The following is a 16,542-nucleotide window of genomic DNA, read 5'->3' on the forward strand; positions in this document are numbered from 1 at the left end:
TTGAACATGAACACTATTGATATCATCATTCTAATACTTTTGCTCATTGGGGGGCTAAACGGTTTGCGACAAGGATTTATAAAAGCCTTTGCGAACTTGGTAGGATGGATTTTTGCATTAATTATGGGTGCAAAATATGCTGTTCTTCTAGCTCCGTCAATGTCGGGTTTAAGTCAGGATCCGGTGGTTCAAAAGATTGCGGCTTTTGCATTTATTGCACTTATTATTGTTGTTTTAACTTGGATCGTCACTGCACTTTTAAATGGCCTCTTGAAAAGTTTGAAATTGGGACCATTAAATCGTTTAGCAGGTGGTGCTTTTGGTTCGTTGAAAGGTTTACTGGTCGTTCTTATTACCATGCAAGGCGTAGGACCTTGGGTTGAAGGTTCAGCAAACTGGAAACAGTCCATACTTATACAATTTTTACTGCCCTATGCGCCTTTAGCTACAGAGCTTTCTAAAGACGCAGCAAGTGAGGCATATCATCAGATAACATCTGGAGGCGGTGTATCTCGCACTTCTCCAAAAACAATGGACGAGTCGGAAGAATCAGAAATCCGGCCCGACCATTCAACAAAGAATCCTTTTTATTAATTCCTAGCTTGTCTGCGAGGTTGCTATGTGTGGAGTTGTTGGTATAGCCGGTAAATCGCCAGTGAACCAAATGTTGTTTGATGCATTAACGATGTTGCAGCATCGTGGGCAAGATGCAGCTGGAATAGTAACCTGCCATGAAGGCCGTCTTTTCCTTCGTAAGGATAACGGTATGGTGCGTGATGTCTTTCATACTCGTCATATGAGAGCATTACTGGGTAATTACGGTATTGGTCATGTGCGCTACCCAACTGCGGGTTCTGCTAGCAGTGCGGAAGCTCAACCATTTTATGTGAACTCACCTTACGGGATTACACTTGCACATAATGGTAACTTGACCAATGCAGAAGAAATTCATGATGACCTGTTTAAAACAGATTTACGTCACATGAACACTGATTCTGACTCAGAAGTTCTTTTAAACGTTTTTGCACATGAGTTGCAAAAGAAGGGAACACTAAACCCTACAGCTGAAGATATCTTTCATACGGTTTCTCGTGTTCATGAACGTTGTCAAGGTGCTTATGGCGTAGTGGCTATGATCACTGGTCATGGTTTGGTTGGTTTCCGTGATCCAAATGGTATTCGTCCACTTATTTACGGTTCGCGTGAAACTGAACAAGGCGAGATGGAATATATTATTGCATCAGAGTCTGTAGCGATTACTGCACTTGGTTTTAAAATCGAGCGTGATATTGCACCAGGTGAAGCAATTTTCATTGATTCTGAAGGCCAGTTATTCACTAAACAGTGTGCGGCAGAACCAAAATACCGCCCATGTATTTTTGAATATGTTTATTTTGCTCGTCCAGATGCAATTATTGATGGCATTTCAGTTTATAAAGCTCGTTTAAAAATGGGTGAAAAATTAGCGCATAAGATTTTGCGTGATTGGGGTGAAGACCATGATATTGATGTGGTTATCCCAATTCCAGATACAAGCCGTACTTCAGCATTAGAACTTGCAAATATTCTTGGTGTGAAGTTCCGCGAAGGCTTTATGAAAAACCGTTATATCGGTCGTACCTTCATTATGCCCGGTCAACAACAGCGTAAAAAATCTGTACGTCAGAAATTGAACCCTGTTGAGTTAGAGTTTAAAGGCAAAAACGTTCTATTGGTTGATGACTCTATTGTACGTGGTACTACGTGTAATGAGATCATTCAAATGGCACGTGACTCTGGTGCGAAAAAAGTATACTTTGCTTCAGCAGCACCAAAAGTGATGTATCCAAACGTTTATGGTATCGATATGCCTGCTAAGACTGAGCTTATCGCTTCAGAACGCAGCGTAGAGGAAATCCAGGAAATTATTGGCGCTGATCGTTTAGTATTCCAAGATTTGGAAGATTTGAAGAACGCCGTACGTACAAGTAAGGTGCCTACATTAACTGAGTTTGATTGCTCTGTTTTTGATGGTATCTATGTAACTGGTGGAATCGATGCAGACTATCTGAATAATTTAGAGCAGAAACGTAATGATTCTGCGAAAAAGAAAAAAGATGGTTATATTGATGTCAATATTGATGCAGCGTCAGTAGATTTGACGGGTATTAAAGAAGAATAGAAATAGCCGAAAAAAGCGGGTGTTTCCCGCTTTTTTCTTTTATGATGAAACTTAACAATGTAATTGGGATTATTTACATTGAAAGAAGTAAGCCACTATTTAATCGAAAATAAAAATATGGCATGGTCCATCACTATGTGTTTGGTCGCTGTGCTTTTAACTATTTTTATTTTAAATCTCATTTTAGGTTTACTCGTTCATTTTTTTGATTATAGCCAGCCAATTTGGTGGCACGCTTTAAGTCCATATTTTGTTGCTCTTTTGCTTTTTATTATGGTTTGGTCTGTAGTGACCGAGCTTTATATTTTGCGTAAAGGTGGGCATTCCCTTGCTAAACAGCTTAAAGCGCGTCGTTTGGTAAAAGGTGAGAGTACGCCAGAAGAACATGCGGCATTAAAAATTACAGAACATTTGGCGCAAACATTTTCTCTTAACGTTCCAACTCTCTATGTTTTACCTGATGAAGTAGGTGTAAATGCATTAACTGCAGGTTTTCACTCAAATGATATTGTCATTATTTTGACTTGGGGGGCTTTACAGAATCTAGATGAACTAGAGTTGTATGGTTTATTGGGCCATGAGTTTAACCAAATTTTATCGGGTGAAGCTGTAGAAAATACTAAATTAAAAATTTTATACAGCGGTTTAACGACGTTCAGTCAATGGGGTAGTAAACTCGCCAAGCAGGGTTTCAAACGTTATAGTCCAGGCTATAAGCATAAATTTGAAACGGTATTTGTTGCTGTTGGTGGGGTAATCTGGTTGGCGGGAAGCTTGGGTGTATTAATCACTCGTTTTATTAAATATTTAACATTAAGTGGCCGTACATTTCGCAATGATCAAAAAACCATGCGATTATTAAAAAATAGTACGAATACCCAGACATTATTACGTATTTATGTTCACCATTCAGGATCACAAATTCATAGTGCTTATTCTGAATCTATTGCACATATGTGTTTTGCAAACTCACTTAGCCCTCAGAGCTGGATGAATATTCACCCAAGTATTCGTGAGCGTATTTACGAACTTAACCCAACTTTACTGCAAGATTTACAATTAGAAAATTTAAAGAAACTTCGTAATAGACCTTTATTTAGCCTTTTTCGTTCATTAGAAGAATCTGAGACTGAAATCTATATTCCGTGGTCATCACCACAACCTCTGCCATTATTGCGTCTTTCTCCAATTAGTTTTGCATTAAATGATGCGATCAAGCCTTTGAGCAGCGATATCCGACGTAATAAAAAGCGCCCAGAACTTATTCAGCGTGCATTGCAGACAGCTACTGGTTCGCGTGAGGTGATGGTTGCAATTTTAATGATTCGTCAATATCGAGAATTTATTCCGCAAGAAGCTCCGGTAAGCCATTCTATTGTCGATGCTTTGCTTAATCTGGATGGTCGTATTCATATTCAGATATTTCACGATGCATGTAAAAATATTGGCCATATGCCTGCAAGTATTGCGCGTCAATTTTTGACAAAACTGGCACTGATTATTCAGGAAGATGGCGAAATAGGACTGCTTGATGCGCTATTACTAGAGCGGGTCAAGTATGAATTGAATTTGATGCCACTTCATTTGCCAACAGCATTTGAAGAAGTAAAGCCTCAAATAGTTCGTTTAATTGATGCATTGCTTCATGTGCAGCAAATTAATAGTCCAAATCAGTTGGAAGTTCGCGAACGTATTTTGCGCTCTTTGCTTAACCCAGATGAAATGCATATTTATGATGAAATTTCGGATGAGCCTTTAGACTTGGCTGAAATTTTAAATGATATTGCTGGGCTTTTGCTTCGTGATCGTTTAAGTATTTTGGCCATTGCTGAGATGTGCTTGTGGAGTGACCGAATTATTACGCAAGATGAACTGGATGTGCTTGAGTTGCTTTACTGGCGATTTGGTTTCGAGTCCGATGAAATTGTAGAACAAATGCAGAAGAAAAATAGCGTTATGATTATTTAAGAAACATATGTGGTTTCTAATAGGGATCATTCAAAGAAAACGCTGAAAAAAAATCAGAAGCCCGTTAGAATGTGTGTAGATTAGAGGTACTGATTTAAACATGATTGGGCAGCAAAGAAATATACTGGCAACCTTAGGAATCGATGTATGGATTCCTAGAACACAAGTGTGCCAAAAAAATAATGCCCATACTGTATGGCGAGATCAGGTTGTTGAATCTCAAACACCAATTATCCCAACTACAATAGATGTTCCTGCTTTTGAACAAAAGCCATCTAAGCCTGTGCTGCCTGAAGTTCCTAAAGTCGTAGAGGAGCCTTCAATAGCAATTGTAGATATTCCGCAGTCTGAAGTAGTTGTAGAAAAACCTATAATTGTTGTTGAGCAAGAGACAATTGCTCCATTTGAGATGCAAGCTTATTGCCTTGAAAAGTGTGTAATCTTTGTTGATGTAACTGCATTAGAAAAAGAAGAAAAACAACTTTGGGCAAATATACAAAAGGCCAAAGTCGGGCACTATGCTGAATTAAAATGGCCTTTCCCATTAGCTGCTTATCAGGATCAACGAGGGGTAGGTTCATATATTCAAGGTTTTTTAGATGCTGTGGCGGCAGAAAAAAAGATTTTATATTTAGGTAAGTGTGCCTATATTCAACATACAAATATTATTCATTTAGCTAGTTTAAAAGAAATGTTAGATAAGCCTCTCCTTAAAAAAAGGTTGTGGCAACTTATGCAAGATAACAATGAGTAGTAGGGATATACATGAAAAAGGTTGTGGTTTTTAGCCAAATCGATAAAGAAATTTTGTCACGGTTGCAGCAGGACTATCATGTTGTCGTATTAAACCCTAAATTGGGTGATATTAATGAACAGATACGACAAGAAGTGGTAGATGCTGATGGAATGATTGGGGCGGGCCGCTTGCTTAATGAAAGTAACCTTGCTCCAGCACAAAAATTAAAAATTATTTCATCTGTGACAGTCGGCTACGATAATTATGATGTTGCTTATTTAAACCAAAAGAAAATCTGGTTATCAAATACACCACATGTTTTGACTGAAACTACAGCAGATCTTGCCTTTACTCTATTGTTAAGTGCAGCTAGAAAAGTACCATTTCTAGACCATTGGACTAAACAAGGTGAATGGAAAAGAACAGTTGGGCCACAGCAGTTTGGTCTGGATGTTTTTGGGAAAACACTAGGAATTATTGGGCTTGGTAATATTGGTGCTGCAATTGCACGTCGTGGTTTTTATGGTTTTAACATGAATATTGTTTACCATAATCGATGTGAAAAGCCTGAATTGGCTGAGCCATTGAATGCTCAATATCTAGGTTTGGATGAGTTGTTACAACAGTCTGATTTTGTAGTCACAGCAGTTGATTTAAATGCAGAATCTAAAGCCTTAATGGGTAAAGCTCAATTTGAACTTATGCAAAAACATGCTATTTTTATTAATATTGCGCGTGGTTCAGTGGTTGATGAGCAGGCACTTATTGAAGCTTTACAGCAGGAAGTTATTTTTGCTGCAGGTTTAGATGTATATGAAAAAGAGCCTTTGCAAGATTCTGAACTTTTCAAATTACCAAATGTGGTTACTTTGCCTCATGTAGGTTCTGCTACAGCTGAAACACGCAAAAAAATGGCAAACTTAGCATATAAAAATTTGGTAGAAGCATTGGAAGATAAAACACCAAGATATTTGGTGAATCCTAATTTCGTGTAAATATTGAATAACACTTCATTGCAAATATAGTCTATTTTCAATGTTATAGTGAAAGCCTGTTCATATGATGCAGCAAACTCAAGCATTCTATGAATGGGCTTTTTTGTTAGTTTAATTTTAATAGAGAAGAACTTTTGAAATTTTTGCCAGTTATTTTAAGTTTGGCTTTTATAACAAATGCCTCTTATGCAGATCCTTTTGATCCAAAACCAGCTTCTGGACAAGTCGAAATTCCCAATATTGGTAGTGGAATTGGATTGCTTGACCAACAGAAAGAAAAATTTATTGGTGAAAAAGTTTTCCGTGAGGTTCATAAGCAAATGCCAGTCATACAAGATGTGTGGCTGGAAGATCAGTTTTTCCAAGTCTTCTCTAATATTTTGGGTGAAACACAACTTGGACAACCAATTGGGCTTGTTGTAATTAAAGATCCACAAATTAACGCATTTGCTGTCCCAGGTGGGCTATTTGCACTAAATACTGGCCTTATTTCATCAGCTCGAAATATTGATGAGATTGCTGGTGTGATGGCACACGAAATTGCTCACGTTTCTCAGAGGCACTTTAGTCGTTCAGAAGAGGCTTTTAAAGGACAGGCGCTTTTAAGTTTGGCTGGTTTGCTGGCAGGGGTGGCTCTAGCTGCTCAGGCAGGTGGAGATGCTGGAGCTGCGGTCATGTTGGGTACGCAAGCTGCACTTCTTGATAAACAGCTCACTTATAGTCGTAATCAAGAGCGTGAAGCTGACCGGATTGGAATGCAGTATATGTATGCTGCAGGTTATAACCCACAAAGTATGGCAGATTATTTTGAAACAATGCACAGAGCAACTAGCCATGTAAGTTTCCTGCCGGATTTTTGGCTTACGCACCCCTTAACGACTGAACGTATGAGTGAAGCTCGTTTAAGAGCCAATCAAATGCCTAAGGTTAAAAGCCGAATATATGATGTCGATTTTGAAATTTTAAAATGGTACACCATGGTGGTTGCTGGAGAAGCTACAGAAAATCAGCTGCAGAGTTTAGCTTCACAAAAAAATCTGGCAGGGATATTGGCTTTGTCGGCATTTTATCTTAAACAAGGAGATTACTCACAAGCTCAAACAACATTAGATCAAGTGAAATCTAGTGGTAAGCCACTAGTTACTCTTATTCAAACAGATATTTATTTGGGTCAAAATAAGCTTGATCAGGCCTATAATTCGATTGCTCCATTGCAAATGACCATACCTGAAAATAAGGCGTTTAGCTATAAGTTGGCTGAGGTGTTATTGCGTCAGGGAAAATATGCGCAAGTACAGACGCTCGTGCAGCGTTTTATTAATAAAAATGCTCGAGATATTCAGGGCTGGCAACTATTACAGCAGGCTGCTAATTTAGATAAACAATCGCCATTAAGAGCGGTGAATGTATTGCGATATCGTGCAGAAGCACAGTATTGGTCTGGCAGTGAAGAAAATGCGATTAAATCTATGTTGCACGCGCAAAGACTAGCGAAGGGCAACCAAGCTATGTCGGCTAAAATAGATAGTCGATTAAAGCAAATGCAAGATGAGCGACGAATGAAAATTTAATAGATTTAGTTTGACTTAGGATTTTCGTAGACACAGATATACTTAAACTAACAAGTAAATGAAAGTTTAGTTTAAGAATGTATAAGGAAAGAGGAGGGAATTAAGCTAACTTAGCTTTAATTTTTGCTGAAACTTGAGCAGGATCGGCACGCCCGGCTATGATCGGACGTAGAGAATTCATCACCTTACCCATATCTTTCATGCTAGTTGCTTCTTGAGCAGCAATCGTTTGCTCAATGATAGAATCAAGCTCTTCCTCAGTCATAGCTTCTGGTAGAAACTGGGAAATAATCTCAGCTTCGGCTTGTTCTTTACTAGCTAAATCATCACGACCAGCACCTTCAAAGGCTTTGATCGATTCTTTACGTTGTTTAATTTGCTTTTCAATGACCGCAAGAACCTGAGCGTCGCCAAGCTCTATGCGCTCATCAACTTCGATTTGCTTAATTGCTGCTTGTAGACTACGCAAAACCGTCACTGTTGCCATATCTTTGGCACGCATAGAAGTTTTTAATGCATCAGTAATTTGGTTTTTTAAAGTAGTCATAATGTTAGCAGTCAATCACAAATTAATTAGTAAAGGCGAGTAGTACGTACAGATTCGCGAGCCAATTTCTTTTGGTAGCGTTTAACTGCAGCAGCTTTTTTGCGCTTACGTTCTTGAGTTGGTTTTTCGTAAAATTCACGCTTACGAACGTCAGCTAAAACACCAGCTTTTTCGCATGAACGTTTGAAACGACGGATAGCTACGTCAACTGGTTCGCCTTCTTTCAACTTAACTTGTGGCATGTAAAATCCTCTAGATTATGGATAAGATCAGGCACACCATTGCGCCGGATCACAAGTGAAGGTCAGTATTTTACTCATTTACAACTCATATCACAAGTCTATAATAGCGATTGCAATATTTTGACTCATATAAAAGGCAGTTTTGATGATTGTTTTAGGCTTGGAAACTTCTTGTGATGAAACAGGGTTGGCACTTTATGATAGCGAACTCGGCTTACGGGGACAGGTTCTTTATAGCCAGATAAAACTTCATGCTGAATATGGTGGGGTAGTACCTGAACTTGCTTCTCGTGACCATGTTCGTAAGCTCATTCCTTTAATGAATCAATTGCTTGAACAAAGTGGTGTAACAAAACAAGAAATTGATGCAGTCGCTTATACGCGTGGCCCAGGTTTAATGGGAGCATTAATGACAGGTGCATTGTTTGGAAGAACTCTAGCTTTTTCTTTAAATAAGCCTGCGATTGGTGTTCACCATATGGAAGGGCATATGTTGGCTCCATTACTTTCAAGTCAGCCACCCGAATTTCCATTTGTAGCATTGCTTGTTTCAGGTGGTCATACACAATTGATGGCAGCTCATGCAATTGGTCAATATGAGCTCTTAGGTGAGTCTATTGATGATGCTGCAGGTGAAGCTTTCGATAAAGTTGCGAAAATGATGAGCTTGCCATATCCGGGTGGGCCAAATATCGCAAAACTGGCGCTATCTGGTGATCCGCTAGCATTTGAATTTCCACGACCAATGCTTCATCAAGGCCTAGATTTTTCTTTTAGTGGTTTAAAAACGGCAGTTTCTGTTCAATTGAAAAAGTTGAATGGTGAAAACCGTGACGCAGATATTGCTGCTTCATTCCAAGAAGCCATTGTAGACACATTAGTAAAAAAATCAGTGAAAGCTTTAAAGCAAACTGGACTTAAGCGTTTAGTGATTGCTGGTGGGGTAAGTGCAAATTTACGACTACGTGAACAGTTAGAAACTTCATTGGTGAAAATAAAAGCTCAGGTTTACTATGCAGAACCTGCTTTATGTACTGATAATGGTGCAATGATTGCATTTGCAGGTTATCAGCGTTTAAAAGCAGGCCAACATGATGGCTTGGCTGTCACGACTACACCACGTTGGCCAATGACTGAATTATCTATTCCTGAATAAAATTATTTATCTGCAAAGGCTTGTTGGTTTTCAATATCTATATATTCGATATAACCACGGCCTTGCACTTCCTTACCGAAATAATTACCCGTAAATCTATAGCCACTTGCATAACCTCGCCCATGACCATAGCGGAATGGGCTGTCAATTTCTGCCTGAATGTTTAAGATAATTTGCTTTGCATCATTTCTAGCAATCCACGAAAAGAATTTAGGAAGTCGCATCTTTTGCCCAGTCGGTGAGATGTAATCATCAACTTGATGCGAAATAATATCAAAACTGACATCAGTGTAAATTTCAGCTGGCTGGTCCAGATGTCTAATATGCAGGGTGTATGTAGCTGTTTGTCCTGCAATATCAGCTTTAGTAAGAAGAAGTTGAGTGGTCTCATTTAAATTGATAATTTGATAAGTAAAAAAATCAAGTGGCAGTTTATATGCATCAGGAAGAAGTTTATTTGTAATGGAGTGAGCTCCAACTGCTCGAGCATATTCGTAAGTGCAAAGCCCTTCGCTTTCAAAGCGTTTTTCCTGATATTTTAAAAAACCTCTAAACTTTGCCAATAAGCTAAAATGATCATAGATTGGTGTTTTTATAAACCATGAAACATGTGTAGTGATATCAATATCAAAGTCGAAATCTAGACCTTCATAATGTCCATTAATATGAATGTGTGGGAATTTTCCTTGAATTGAAATTTCCTGACCAAGTTCTATCAAACTTCCATCTGTATTAATTTTTGTATCTTTGGGAATGATATAGGCTTTCAATAATGCTTGTTCAAGAGCGGCTGTACTTGAAAAGAAAATCGCTGTTTTTCGAGGATTTCCATGGATTATGTCATCATGATCAAATGCAAGAGCACCAGGTGTGCCTAATAAAATCATAATATTTAAATAGCGATGCGGCTCTGGCAAAAGTGGGAAAAAGATTCCGTAGTGGGTCCAGCTATAATATTTTTCATCAATTCGGGGCTGGATAATATGAGGCTGAGGAAAAGGAAGGGTTGAGTATTTTTCTACTTTATCTATAACACTTTGTGCAAGTAATAAAATTTTACCAAGCGCTTTACTTGTTGTAGAAATTTTTGGCAATTGTTTTTTCATATATAAACCTAAATGAGGATAGGACTATCTTGGTTTTAGGTTATGAAAAACAACTGCCAAAGCTAAGCGGTTTGCAGGCCAAAGCTAAGGCTTTGTGGGACATTTTATTTAACTGTTAGACAACTCTTTTAAAGCATTTAAACCAATCCAATGCTTAGAAAACTGATATGCAGCACGACCAGAACGTTGTCCACGCATTTGACACCAACGCAAGCTTTCAGCACGAACTTCATCGGTAAAAGGCATATTTGCTTTATCAAGATAATGCTCTACGATTTCTAAATATAAATTTTGATCCATTGGATAAAAAGATAACCATAAGCCAAAACGGTCAGACAAAGAGATCTTTTCTTCAATCGCTTCTTGCGGATGTAGCTCGGTATATTGGGGAACATCCACCTTAGTTACAGGTGTATTTTCATGCATGAACTCGGGTAATAAGTGACGGCGGTTACTGGTCGCATAAATAATAAAATTTGTTGAACCTGACTGTAATGAGCCATCTAATACACTTTTTAAACTACGATAATTTTCATCTTCGGCATTAAAAGCTAAGTCATCACAATAGACGATATATTTTTCCGGTCGGTTCTGAATGATTTTCTGGATTTTAGGTAAGTCTGCCAAATCATCACGCTCAATTTCAATTAAACGTAATCCTTGAGTTGCATACTCAGTGAGTAAAGCACGCACAATAGAAGATTTACCTGTACCACGTGAACCCGTTAGAAGTATATCATTTGCAGGTAGGCCATTTAAAAACTGCAAAGTATTTTGAATGATTTTTTCTTTTTGACGTTCGATGCCTTTTAAGTCATCAAGATAAATATTCTTAGGTGTATAAATGGCTTTAAGTTGCTGGTTTTCCCATCTAAAAGCGGGGGCAGTAAAATCAGTTTCTTGTTTAGGTTCGGGTAAGACTTGCTGTAACTGATTTAATACAAGTGATAAGGTTTGAACTAAATTGTCGGGTAAATCAATGGTAGCCATGGTTAATCAATCATGTTAAACAGTAATTTACTAGGATACTAACACCGAAATTTGCACGCTGACAAAAAAGATACTAGCAATGCAGTTTATCGGTTTTGCAATTGATTGAAATGTTCAGACCGCGCATAGTGTTGTCATGTCTATTCAGTAAAATCATCTGTGAAGATGAGGACGAAATATGTTTGAAAAAATACGAAGTGATATGAATCCGCATCAGGCTTACCGTATCAAAAAATTACAACGTCAGTTAGACATGGCTGAATCTTATGAAGAGTGGAATTCTTTTGCATTAAAGCTAGATGAAGAAACAGGTGCGCAAGAGTGGAAGTTCGATAATAGTTCACCTTATTTTGATGCTGAGCTTATTTCTTATCGTTACACTTTACTGAAAAGATATCGTCAGCAACATCGTACTTTAGATTTGATTTATCTTTTAAAAGAAGGGTTGACCTACGATATTGCAAACATTGGCCACCCTATGTTGTTTGCTGCAACCCATGTAGGTACAAAGAAATTAATTGAAGATTATATTGAAGAAGTCAGCCAAAGCTTGGCTTATATTGCTTCTAGTGAATGTATTACCTTTCAAAGAAAAGAAAAAATCGAGTTTTTTGAAAATTGTGAAAAAGCATATGGACAGCCCGCGCTTATGTTTTCGGGTGGTGCAACTTTAGGTCTTTTTCATACAGGCGTATGTAAAGCTTTAATTGAACAAGACTTAATGCCCAAAGTCCTGTCTGGCTCAAGTGCTGGCGCCATTATGACAGGTATGTTGGGGACTTCTGCGAGTGAAGACGTTCAAAACTTATTAAATGGCGAGCAATTTTTTAGTGATGCGTTTCACTTTAGAAAGCTTCGTGAACTCATAAAAGGGAATGGGGGCATTGCGGATGTCCATTATTTGAAAAAATTCCTTATCGAAAACTTAGGTGATTTGACTTTTGAAGAAGCATTTAAAAAATCGGGTTTAAATATTAATGTCGCAGTTGCGCCATACGATGCAACAGAAAACCCACGAATTATGAATGCAATTATGACACCCAACGTTTTAGTTTGGAGTGCTGTATTGGCTTCTTGTGCTGTGCCAGTTTTATTTCCACCTGTGCGTTTAACCAGTAAGCGTTATGATGGTGAACATACACCTTATATGGCAAACACTAAATGGGTAGATGGTAGTGTGCGCAGTGACTTCCCACAAGAAAGAATGGCAAGGCTTTATAATTTAAACTACACCATTGCCAGCCAAGTGAATCCGCATGTTGTGCCATTTATGCAAGATGATGCACACCGTTTCCGTAAAGACCTTTTAAGTTGGCCAGAACGAATTTTAAGACGCCAAGGTAAAGTCCTGTCGATGGGGGTAATGGACTTTACCCGTCAAAGACTCGGTGCTATTTCTCCAGTAAGAAGATTGCTTGATCATGGGTATGGGGTAATAGGGCAGCGCTATTATGGCGATGTCAATATTATTGCCAAATATGGTCTAAAACATTATGCCTATACGCTACAAAACCCTCGTCCGCATTTATTTAAGCGTTTACAACGAGAAGGTGAGCGGGCGACTTGGCCGAAAATCTCTTCTATAGAAACTCATGCGCGTATTGGTAAAACAATTCAGCATTGTTTGGAAGTTCTACGTTTTGAAGAAAAGAGACAACAACCAGAGTCTTATTATGCTGAAGCATGATTTTGCTTCTCATATAGAAAACCTAAAATGCGTAACAAAACCTAAAAGTGCAGCTTTAGGGCGGCATCTATGGACATGTACTGTAGATGCCCATCACTACTGGCTAAAATACCATTTGCCGCATGTACATGCTCAAAGTGAGCAAGATTTTTTGCATGAATTGCAATTCTATGAAGATATTCAGTATAAAAAAGTGAACTGGCTTTTGCCATTTAAAATAGTTGATGTCGGTGCTATTTCCGAATTAGATGAGTTTGAAGGGAAAGTATTAATTTTGCCAGACACCGATTGTTGGTTTGGCAATTTAGATCAAAAGCAAAATTTAAAAGATATTCGTGAGATGATCTATACCTCGCTTATAGCTTTAGCAGAGTTTCATGAGCTGGGGTGGATTCATGGCGATATTAAAAAAGAGCACTTTCGAAATTTTGAGCAAGGGCTCTATTTAATTGATTTTGAAAAAACAAGGCTTATATCGAGTCCTGATTCAATCATTGATGTTACACCAAGATATATGGCACCTGAACTGTTTCATGGAACGAGTAAGAGTATACAAAGCGATTTATATGCTTTTGGAATTGTGTTGTATGAATGGTTAAGCCAAATACGTTTACAAGCAAATACTTATCATGATTGGGCAGTATTGCATTGCCAAAATTTAAACATTCAGTTGCTTGATTCAGTTCAATTTTTTTATCCTTTACTTGTAGGGTTATTGCAAAAACAACAGAAAAACCGTTTTTCAAATGCATTTGAAGCAATCAATTGTTTAAATGTGCTCTCAAACTTATAAAAATCATTGATCTAGTATCTGTATACAATTTACACGGTCAGTTTTTTTTAGAAAAAAAACACTTGTCACTGTTAGATCTTATCGCTAATATACACAGCCATCGGGGGCGTGGCGAAATTGGTAGACGCACTGGATTTAGGTTCCAGCGCCGCAAGGTGTAAGAGTTCGAGTCTCTTCGCCCCCACCACTTTAAGTTAAGTCTTAAAGTTGATTTGAATGTTAAGTCATTTAAATCTTGGAAGAGGATTGGTGTAATGGTAGCATGACGGTCTCCAAAACCGTTCGTCAAGGTTCGAATCCTTGATCCTCTGCCACATTTATTTTAAATAAATGTCCCAGATGGGGGCGTGGCGAAATTGGTAGACGCACTGGATTTAGGTTCCAGCGCCGCAAGGTGTAAGAGTTCGAGTCTCTTCGCCCCCACCATTGAAAGAAGCAAGACGATGATCTTGCTTTTTTTATGATTAAATCTAAAGGGTTTAATTGTACATATAGAGGATTGGTGTAATGGTAGCATGACGGTCTCCAAAACCGTTCGTCAAGGTTCGAATCCTTGATCCTCTGCCAAGATTCAAAAAAGCTCCTGTTACGGGAGCTTTTTTATTTGTTTTTGATTTTTAAAGATAATTTCTGTTTTTAATTTGGCATTTTATAAAATAGTATTTAAAAAATATAAGATTTATTTTACATACAGACAAATCTGTATAAAAATGCTTCCACTTTGTTAAGGTTTTGTTAAAATAAAATTAAGTTGATATTAATCACGGTTTAATTTTATATGTTGAACTATAACAAATTTAATAAAAGTGTCTTATTCATCTGCTTATCACTAACGGGGGGCCTAAGTTTTGCTGCGGACTCGGATGATCCTATTCGTCAGAGAATTCAGGCTGACCAAACTATCCGACAACAGCAACGTGATAGTGCTTTAGAAAAACAAATTCAACCAGATGTAAACGTCAATCTAGGGCAAGAACAAAATAAGATTTCAGCTCAGCAATTACAATATTTACGTTCTAACAGTGAAACCCCTTGTTTTGAAATTAAGAAAATACTTTTAGAAGGTGAAGAAGCCCATCAATTCATATCAGATTTTAATGTGATTACTACTGGCAAGAACAATATTATTGGAAGATGTTTAGGGGTAAATGGACTAAACCAAGCGCTTGATCTTGTACAAAATAAAATTATAGCAAATGGTTATGTGACCACACGTGTTTTGCTTCCTCAGCAAAATATTGCATCTGGTACGGTGCGTGTTCGTGTTATTCCAGGACGAGTGGATCAGATTAAGTTCGCTGATGGTACTTCTAAACGTGCACATTTATGGAATGCTTTACCGATGAAGTCGGGTGAGCTGTTAAATATTCGTGATATGGAGCAAGGTTTAGAAAACTTTAAACGAGTACCAACGGTTGAGGCTGATTTTAAGATCCAACCAGCAGAACAAAAAAAAGAACCAGGCTATAGTGATGTAGTTTTGGCTTGGCAACAGGCTAAACCTTATCGCTTGCATATAGGGATTGATGATTCGGGGAGTGAGGCGACTGGAAAATATCAAGGCACAGCAACTTTATCACTTGATGATGTGCTGACTTTAAATGATCTGTTTTATATCAGCTATAACCATGATTTAGGTGGTGGAAACTCTGGTAAACATGGCACAGATGGTTTTTATGCAAGCTATACCATTCCATTTGATTATTGGTTATTTTCAACTAGTTATAGTCGTTCTAACTATCTGCAAACAGTCGCTGGAAGTAGTGAAACTTATCAATATAGCGGTAAAAGTGAACTCATTAATGCAGATTTATCTCGGGTAATTTATCGAGATGCACACCGTAAAACAGCCATAGGTTTTGGGGGATGGTATCGTGAATCACAAAATTATATTAATGATGTAGAAGTTGAGGTACAGCGCCGTAAGACTGCAGGCTGGAAAGCAACTCTTGATCATACCGAATATTTTTCTAATGCCACTTTAAGCGGTAATGTGACTTATAAACGTGGTACAGGTTGGTTGAATGCAATGAGGGCACCAGAAGAAGACTTTGGTGAAGCTTATACGCATGTCGGGATTCTACAAGCCAATGCCAGTTTACAAGTACCTTTCAAAGTGGGTCAGCAAAATCTGCAATATTTAGCTGAATGGCGTACTCAGCACAGCAATCAACCTTTAACTCCTCAAGACAGATTTTCAATTGGAAACCGTTATACCGTAAGAGGTTTTGATGGTGAGCAAACGTTATTGGCAGATAATGGTTTTTTAGTTCGCAATGAACTGAGTGGCTCAATTATGAATAAGCCACACTCTTGGTATGCAGGTATTGATTACGGAGAGGTTGGTGGAAAAACTGCACATTATCCGAATCCTTTACCAGGCACGAGTTTATTAGGTGCAGTTATCGGGTTGCGTGGTCAAATTGCTCCCTTACGTTTGAATTATGACGCTTTTGTCGGAGCACCGTTGAAAAAGCCAGATCACTTTGAAACGGATGATTACACGACTGGATTTAGTGTGAACTGGACTTACTAATCCATCCTCTCCCAATTACATATTTATTTGATTACATAAAAAATTTAGTGAGAC

14 protein-coding genes and 4 tRNA genes are annotated in these 16,542 nt (G+C 38.2%); 14 read left to right on the forward strand and 4 right to left on the reverse strand.

What is annotated here, in order from left to right:
• Positions 1 to 6: 6 nt before the first annotated feature.
• From ACIF8R_RS01180 to ACIF8R_RS01205, 6 genes are all read left to right on the forward strand, one after another.
• A complete protein-coding gene (locus ACIF8R_RS01180; RefSeq protein WP_343568333.1) occupies positions 7 to 594 on the forward strand; it encodes a CvpA family protein in 588 nt (195 codons plus the stop codon).
• A gap of 25 nt (positions 595 to 619) precedes the next feature.
• The gene (gene purF, locus ACIF8R_RS01185; RefSeq protein ID WP_019457102.1) at positions 620 to 2,161 is read left to right on the forward strand and encodes an amidophosphoribosyltransferase; all 1,542 of its coding nucleotides are present in this window, start codon (positions 620 to 622) and stop codon (positions 2,159 to 2,161) included.
• 78 nt (positions 2,162 to 2,239) lie between these two features.
• A complete protein-coding gene (locus tag ACIF8R_RS01190) occupies positions 2,240 to 4,129 on the forward strand; it encodes a M48 family metalloprotease (RefSeq protein WP_031971918.1) in 1,890 nt (629 codons plus the stop codon).
• A 100-nt stretch (positions 4,130 to 4,229) separates the two neighbouring features.
• Positions 4,230 to 4,883, forward strand: a complete 654-nt coding sequence (locus ACIF8R_RS01195; protein ID WP_396478523.1) for a hypothetical protein — start codon at positions 4,230 to 4,232, stop codon at positions 4,881 to 4,883.
• 11 nt (positions 4,884 to 4,894) lie between these two features.
• Entirely contained in the window at positions 4,895 to 5,860 is a 966-nt protein-coding gene (locus ACIF8R_RS01200; RefSeq protein WP_396478525.1) for a 2-hydroxyacid dehydrogenase, read from the forward strand.
• A gap of 143 nt (positions 5,861 to 6,003) precedes the next feature.
• A complete protein-coding gene (locus ACIF8R_RS01205; protein ID WP_396478961.1) occupies positions 6,004 to 7,431 on the forward strand; it encodes a M48 family metalloprotease in 1,428 nt (475 codons plus the stop codon).
• 100 nt (positions 7,432 to 7,531) lie between these two features.
• Here ACIF8R_RS01205 and ACIF8R_RS01210 read toward each other — a convergent pair whose 3' ends face one another.
• Positions 7,532 to 7,978 (reverse strand): GatB/YqeY domain-containing protein, encoded by a 447-nt coding sequence (locus ACIF8R_RS01210; RefSeq protein ID WP_096640785.1) that lies wholly within the window; start codon positions 7,976 to 7,978, stop codon positions 7,532 to 7,534.
• A 26-nt stretch (positions 7,979 to 8,004) separates the two neighbouring features.
• Positions 8,005 to 8,220, reverse strand: coding sequence for a 30S ribosomal protein S21 (gene rpsU / locus ACIF8R_RS01215; RefSeq protein ID WP_001136722.1), 216 nt, complete (start codon positions 8,218 to 8,220; stop codon positions 8,005 to 8,007).
• 145 nt (positions 8,221 to 8,365) lie between these two features.
• Here rpsU and tsaD point away from each other — a divergent pair, with 145 nt between their 5' ends.
• Positions 8,366 to 9,376 carry a tRNA (adenosine(37)-N6)-threonylcarbamoyltransferase complex transferase subunit TsaD gene (gene tsaD / locus ACIF8R_RS01220; protein ID WP_396478527.1) on the forward strand — a complete coding sequence of 337 codons (1,011 nt, stop codon included), beginning with the start codon at positions 8,366 to 8,368 and terminating at the stop codon, positions 9,374 to 9,376.
• 2 nt (positions 9,377 to 9,378) lie between these two features.
• On the opposite strand, the gene ACIF8R_RS01225 is transcribed toward tsaD, so the two are convergent.
• Together ACIF8R_RS01225 and ACIF8R_RS01230 are read right to left on the reverse strand one after the other, a co-directional pair.
• On the reverse strand, positions 9,379 to 10,482 hold the full coding sequence (locus tag ACIF8R_RS01225; RefSeq protein ID WP_396478529.1) for a DUF6670 family protein: 1,104 nt from the start codon (positions 10,480 to 10,482) through the stop codon (positions 9,379 to 9,381).
• A gap of 108 nt (positions 10,483 to 10,590) precedes the next feature.
• Positions 10,591 to 11,472, reverse strand: a complete 882-nt coding sequence (locus tag ACIF8R_RS01230; protein WP_396478531.1) for an ATP-binding protein — start codon at positions 11,470 to 11,472, stop codon at positions 10,591 to 10,593.
• 178 nt (positions 11,473 to 11,650) lie between these two features.
• On the opposite strand from ACIF8R_RS01230, the gene ACIF8R_RS01235 reads away from it, so the two are divergent.
• The 7 genes from ACIF8R_RS01235 to ACIF8R_RS01265 all read left to right on the forward strand — a co-directional run bounded on the left by ACIF8R_RS01235 (position 11,651) and on the right by ACIF8R_RS01265 (position 16,488).
• Complete coding sequence (locus tag ACIF8R_RS01235) at positions 11,651 to 13,159, forward strand: DUF3336 domain-containing protein (RefSeq protein ID WP_396478533.1); 1,509 nt, start codon at positions 11,651 to 11,653, stop codon at positions 13,157 to 13,159.
• Entirely contained in the window at positions 13,146 to 13,952 is an 807-nt protein-coding gene (locus ACIF8R_RS01240; RefSeq protein WP_396478535.1) for a protein kinase, read from the forward strand. The genes ACIF8R_RS01235 and ACIF8R_RS01240 overlap by 14 nt, the downstream gene beginning before the upstream one ends.
• Before the next feature lie 102 nt (positions 13,953 to 14,054).
• Positions 14,055 to 14,139: transfer RNA gene (locus ACIF8R_RS01245), tRNA-Leu, on the forward strand.
• 53 nt (positions 14,140 to 14,192) lie between these two features.
• Positions 14,193 to 14,266, forward strand: a tRNA-Trp gene (locus ACIF8R_RS01250).
• Between the two features lie 27 nt (positions 14,267 to 14,293).
• Positions 14,294 to 14,378 (forward strand) — tRNA-Leu (locus ACIF8R_RS01255).
• Positions 14,379 to 14,445: 67 nt separating this feature from the next.
• Positions 14,446 to 14,519, forward strand: a tRNA-Trp gene (locus tag ACIF8R_RS01260).
• A 211-nt stretch (positions 14,520 to 14,730) separates the two neighbouring features.
• Positions 14,731 to 16,488, forward strand: a complete 1,758-nt coding sequence (locus ACIF8R_RS01265) for a ShlB/FhaC/HecB family hemolysin secretion/activation protein (RefSeq protein ID WP_396478537.1) — start codon at positions 14,731 to 14,733, stop codon at positions 16,486 to 16,488.
• The last annotated feature ends 54 nt before the right edge of the window (positions 16,489 to 16,542 follow it).

Source organism: Acinetobacter sp. ABJ_C4_1, assembly GCF_044538495.1.
GTDB classification, from domain to species: domain Bacteria; phylum Pseudomonadota; class Gammaproteobacteria; order Pseudomonadales; family Moraxellaceae; genus Acinetobacter; species Acinetobacter nosocomialis_A.

Excerpts from the sequence above, each read along its gene's own strand:
- ACIF8R_RS01180 (WP_343568333.1), top strand. The coding sequence starts at position 7 with ATGAACACTATTGATATCATCATTCTAATACTTTTGCTCATTGGGGGG.
- purF (WP_019457102.1), top strand. The coding sequence starts at position 620 with ATGTGTGGAGTTGTTGGTATAGCCGGTAAATCGCCAGTGAACCAAATG.
- ACIF8R_RS01195 (WP_396478523.1), top strand. The coding sequence starts at position 4,230 with ATGATTGGGCAGCAAAGAAATATACTGGCAACCTTAGGAATCGATGTA.
- ACIF8R_RS01200 (WP_396478525.1), top strand. The coding sequence starts at position 4,895 with ATGAAAAAGGTTGTGGTTTTTAGCCAAATCGATAAAGAAATTTTGTCA.
- ACIF8R_RS01210 (WP_096640785.1), bottom strand. The coding sequence starts at position 7,978 with ATGACTACTTTAAAAAACCAAATTACTGATGCATTAAAAACTTCTATG.
- rpsU (WP_001136722.1), bottom strand. The coding sequence starts at position 8,220 with ATGCCACAAGTTAAGTTGAAAGAAGGCGAACCAGTTGACGTAGCTATC.
- tsaD (WP_396478527.1), top strand. The coding sequence starts at position 8,366 with ATGATTGTTTTAGGCTTGGAAACTTCTTGTGATGAAACAGGGTTGGCA.
- ACIF8R_RS01225 (WP_396478529.1), bottom strand. The coding sequence starts at position 10,482 with ATGAAAAAACAATTGCCAAAAATTTCTACAACAAGTAAAGCGCTTGGT.
- ACIF8R_RS01230 (WP_396478531.1), bottom strand. The coding sequence starts at position 11,472 with ATGGCTACCATTGATTTACCCGACAATTTAGTTCAAACCTTATCACTT.
- ACIF8R_RS01235 (WP_396478533.1), top strand. The coding sequence starts at position 11,651 with ATGTTTGAAAAAATACGAAGTGATATGAATCCGCATCAGGCTTACCGT.
- ACIF8R_RS01240 (WP_396478535.1), top strand. The coding sequence starts at position 13,146 with ATGCTGAAGCATGATTTTGCTTCTCATATAGAAAACCTAAAATGCGTA.
- ACIF8R_RS01265 (WP_396478537.1), top strand. The coding sequence starts at position 14,731 with ATGTTGAACTATAACAAATTTAATAAAAGTGTCTTATTCATCTGCTTA.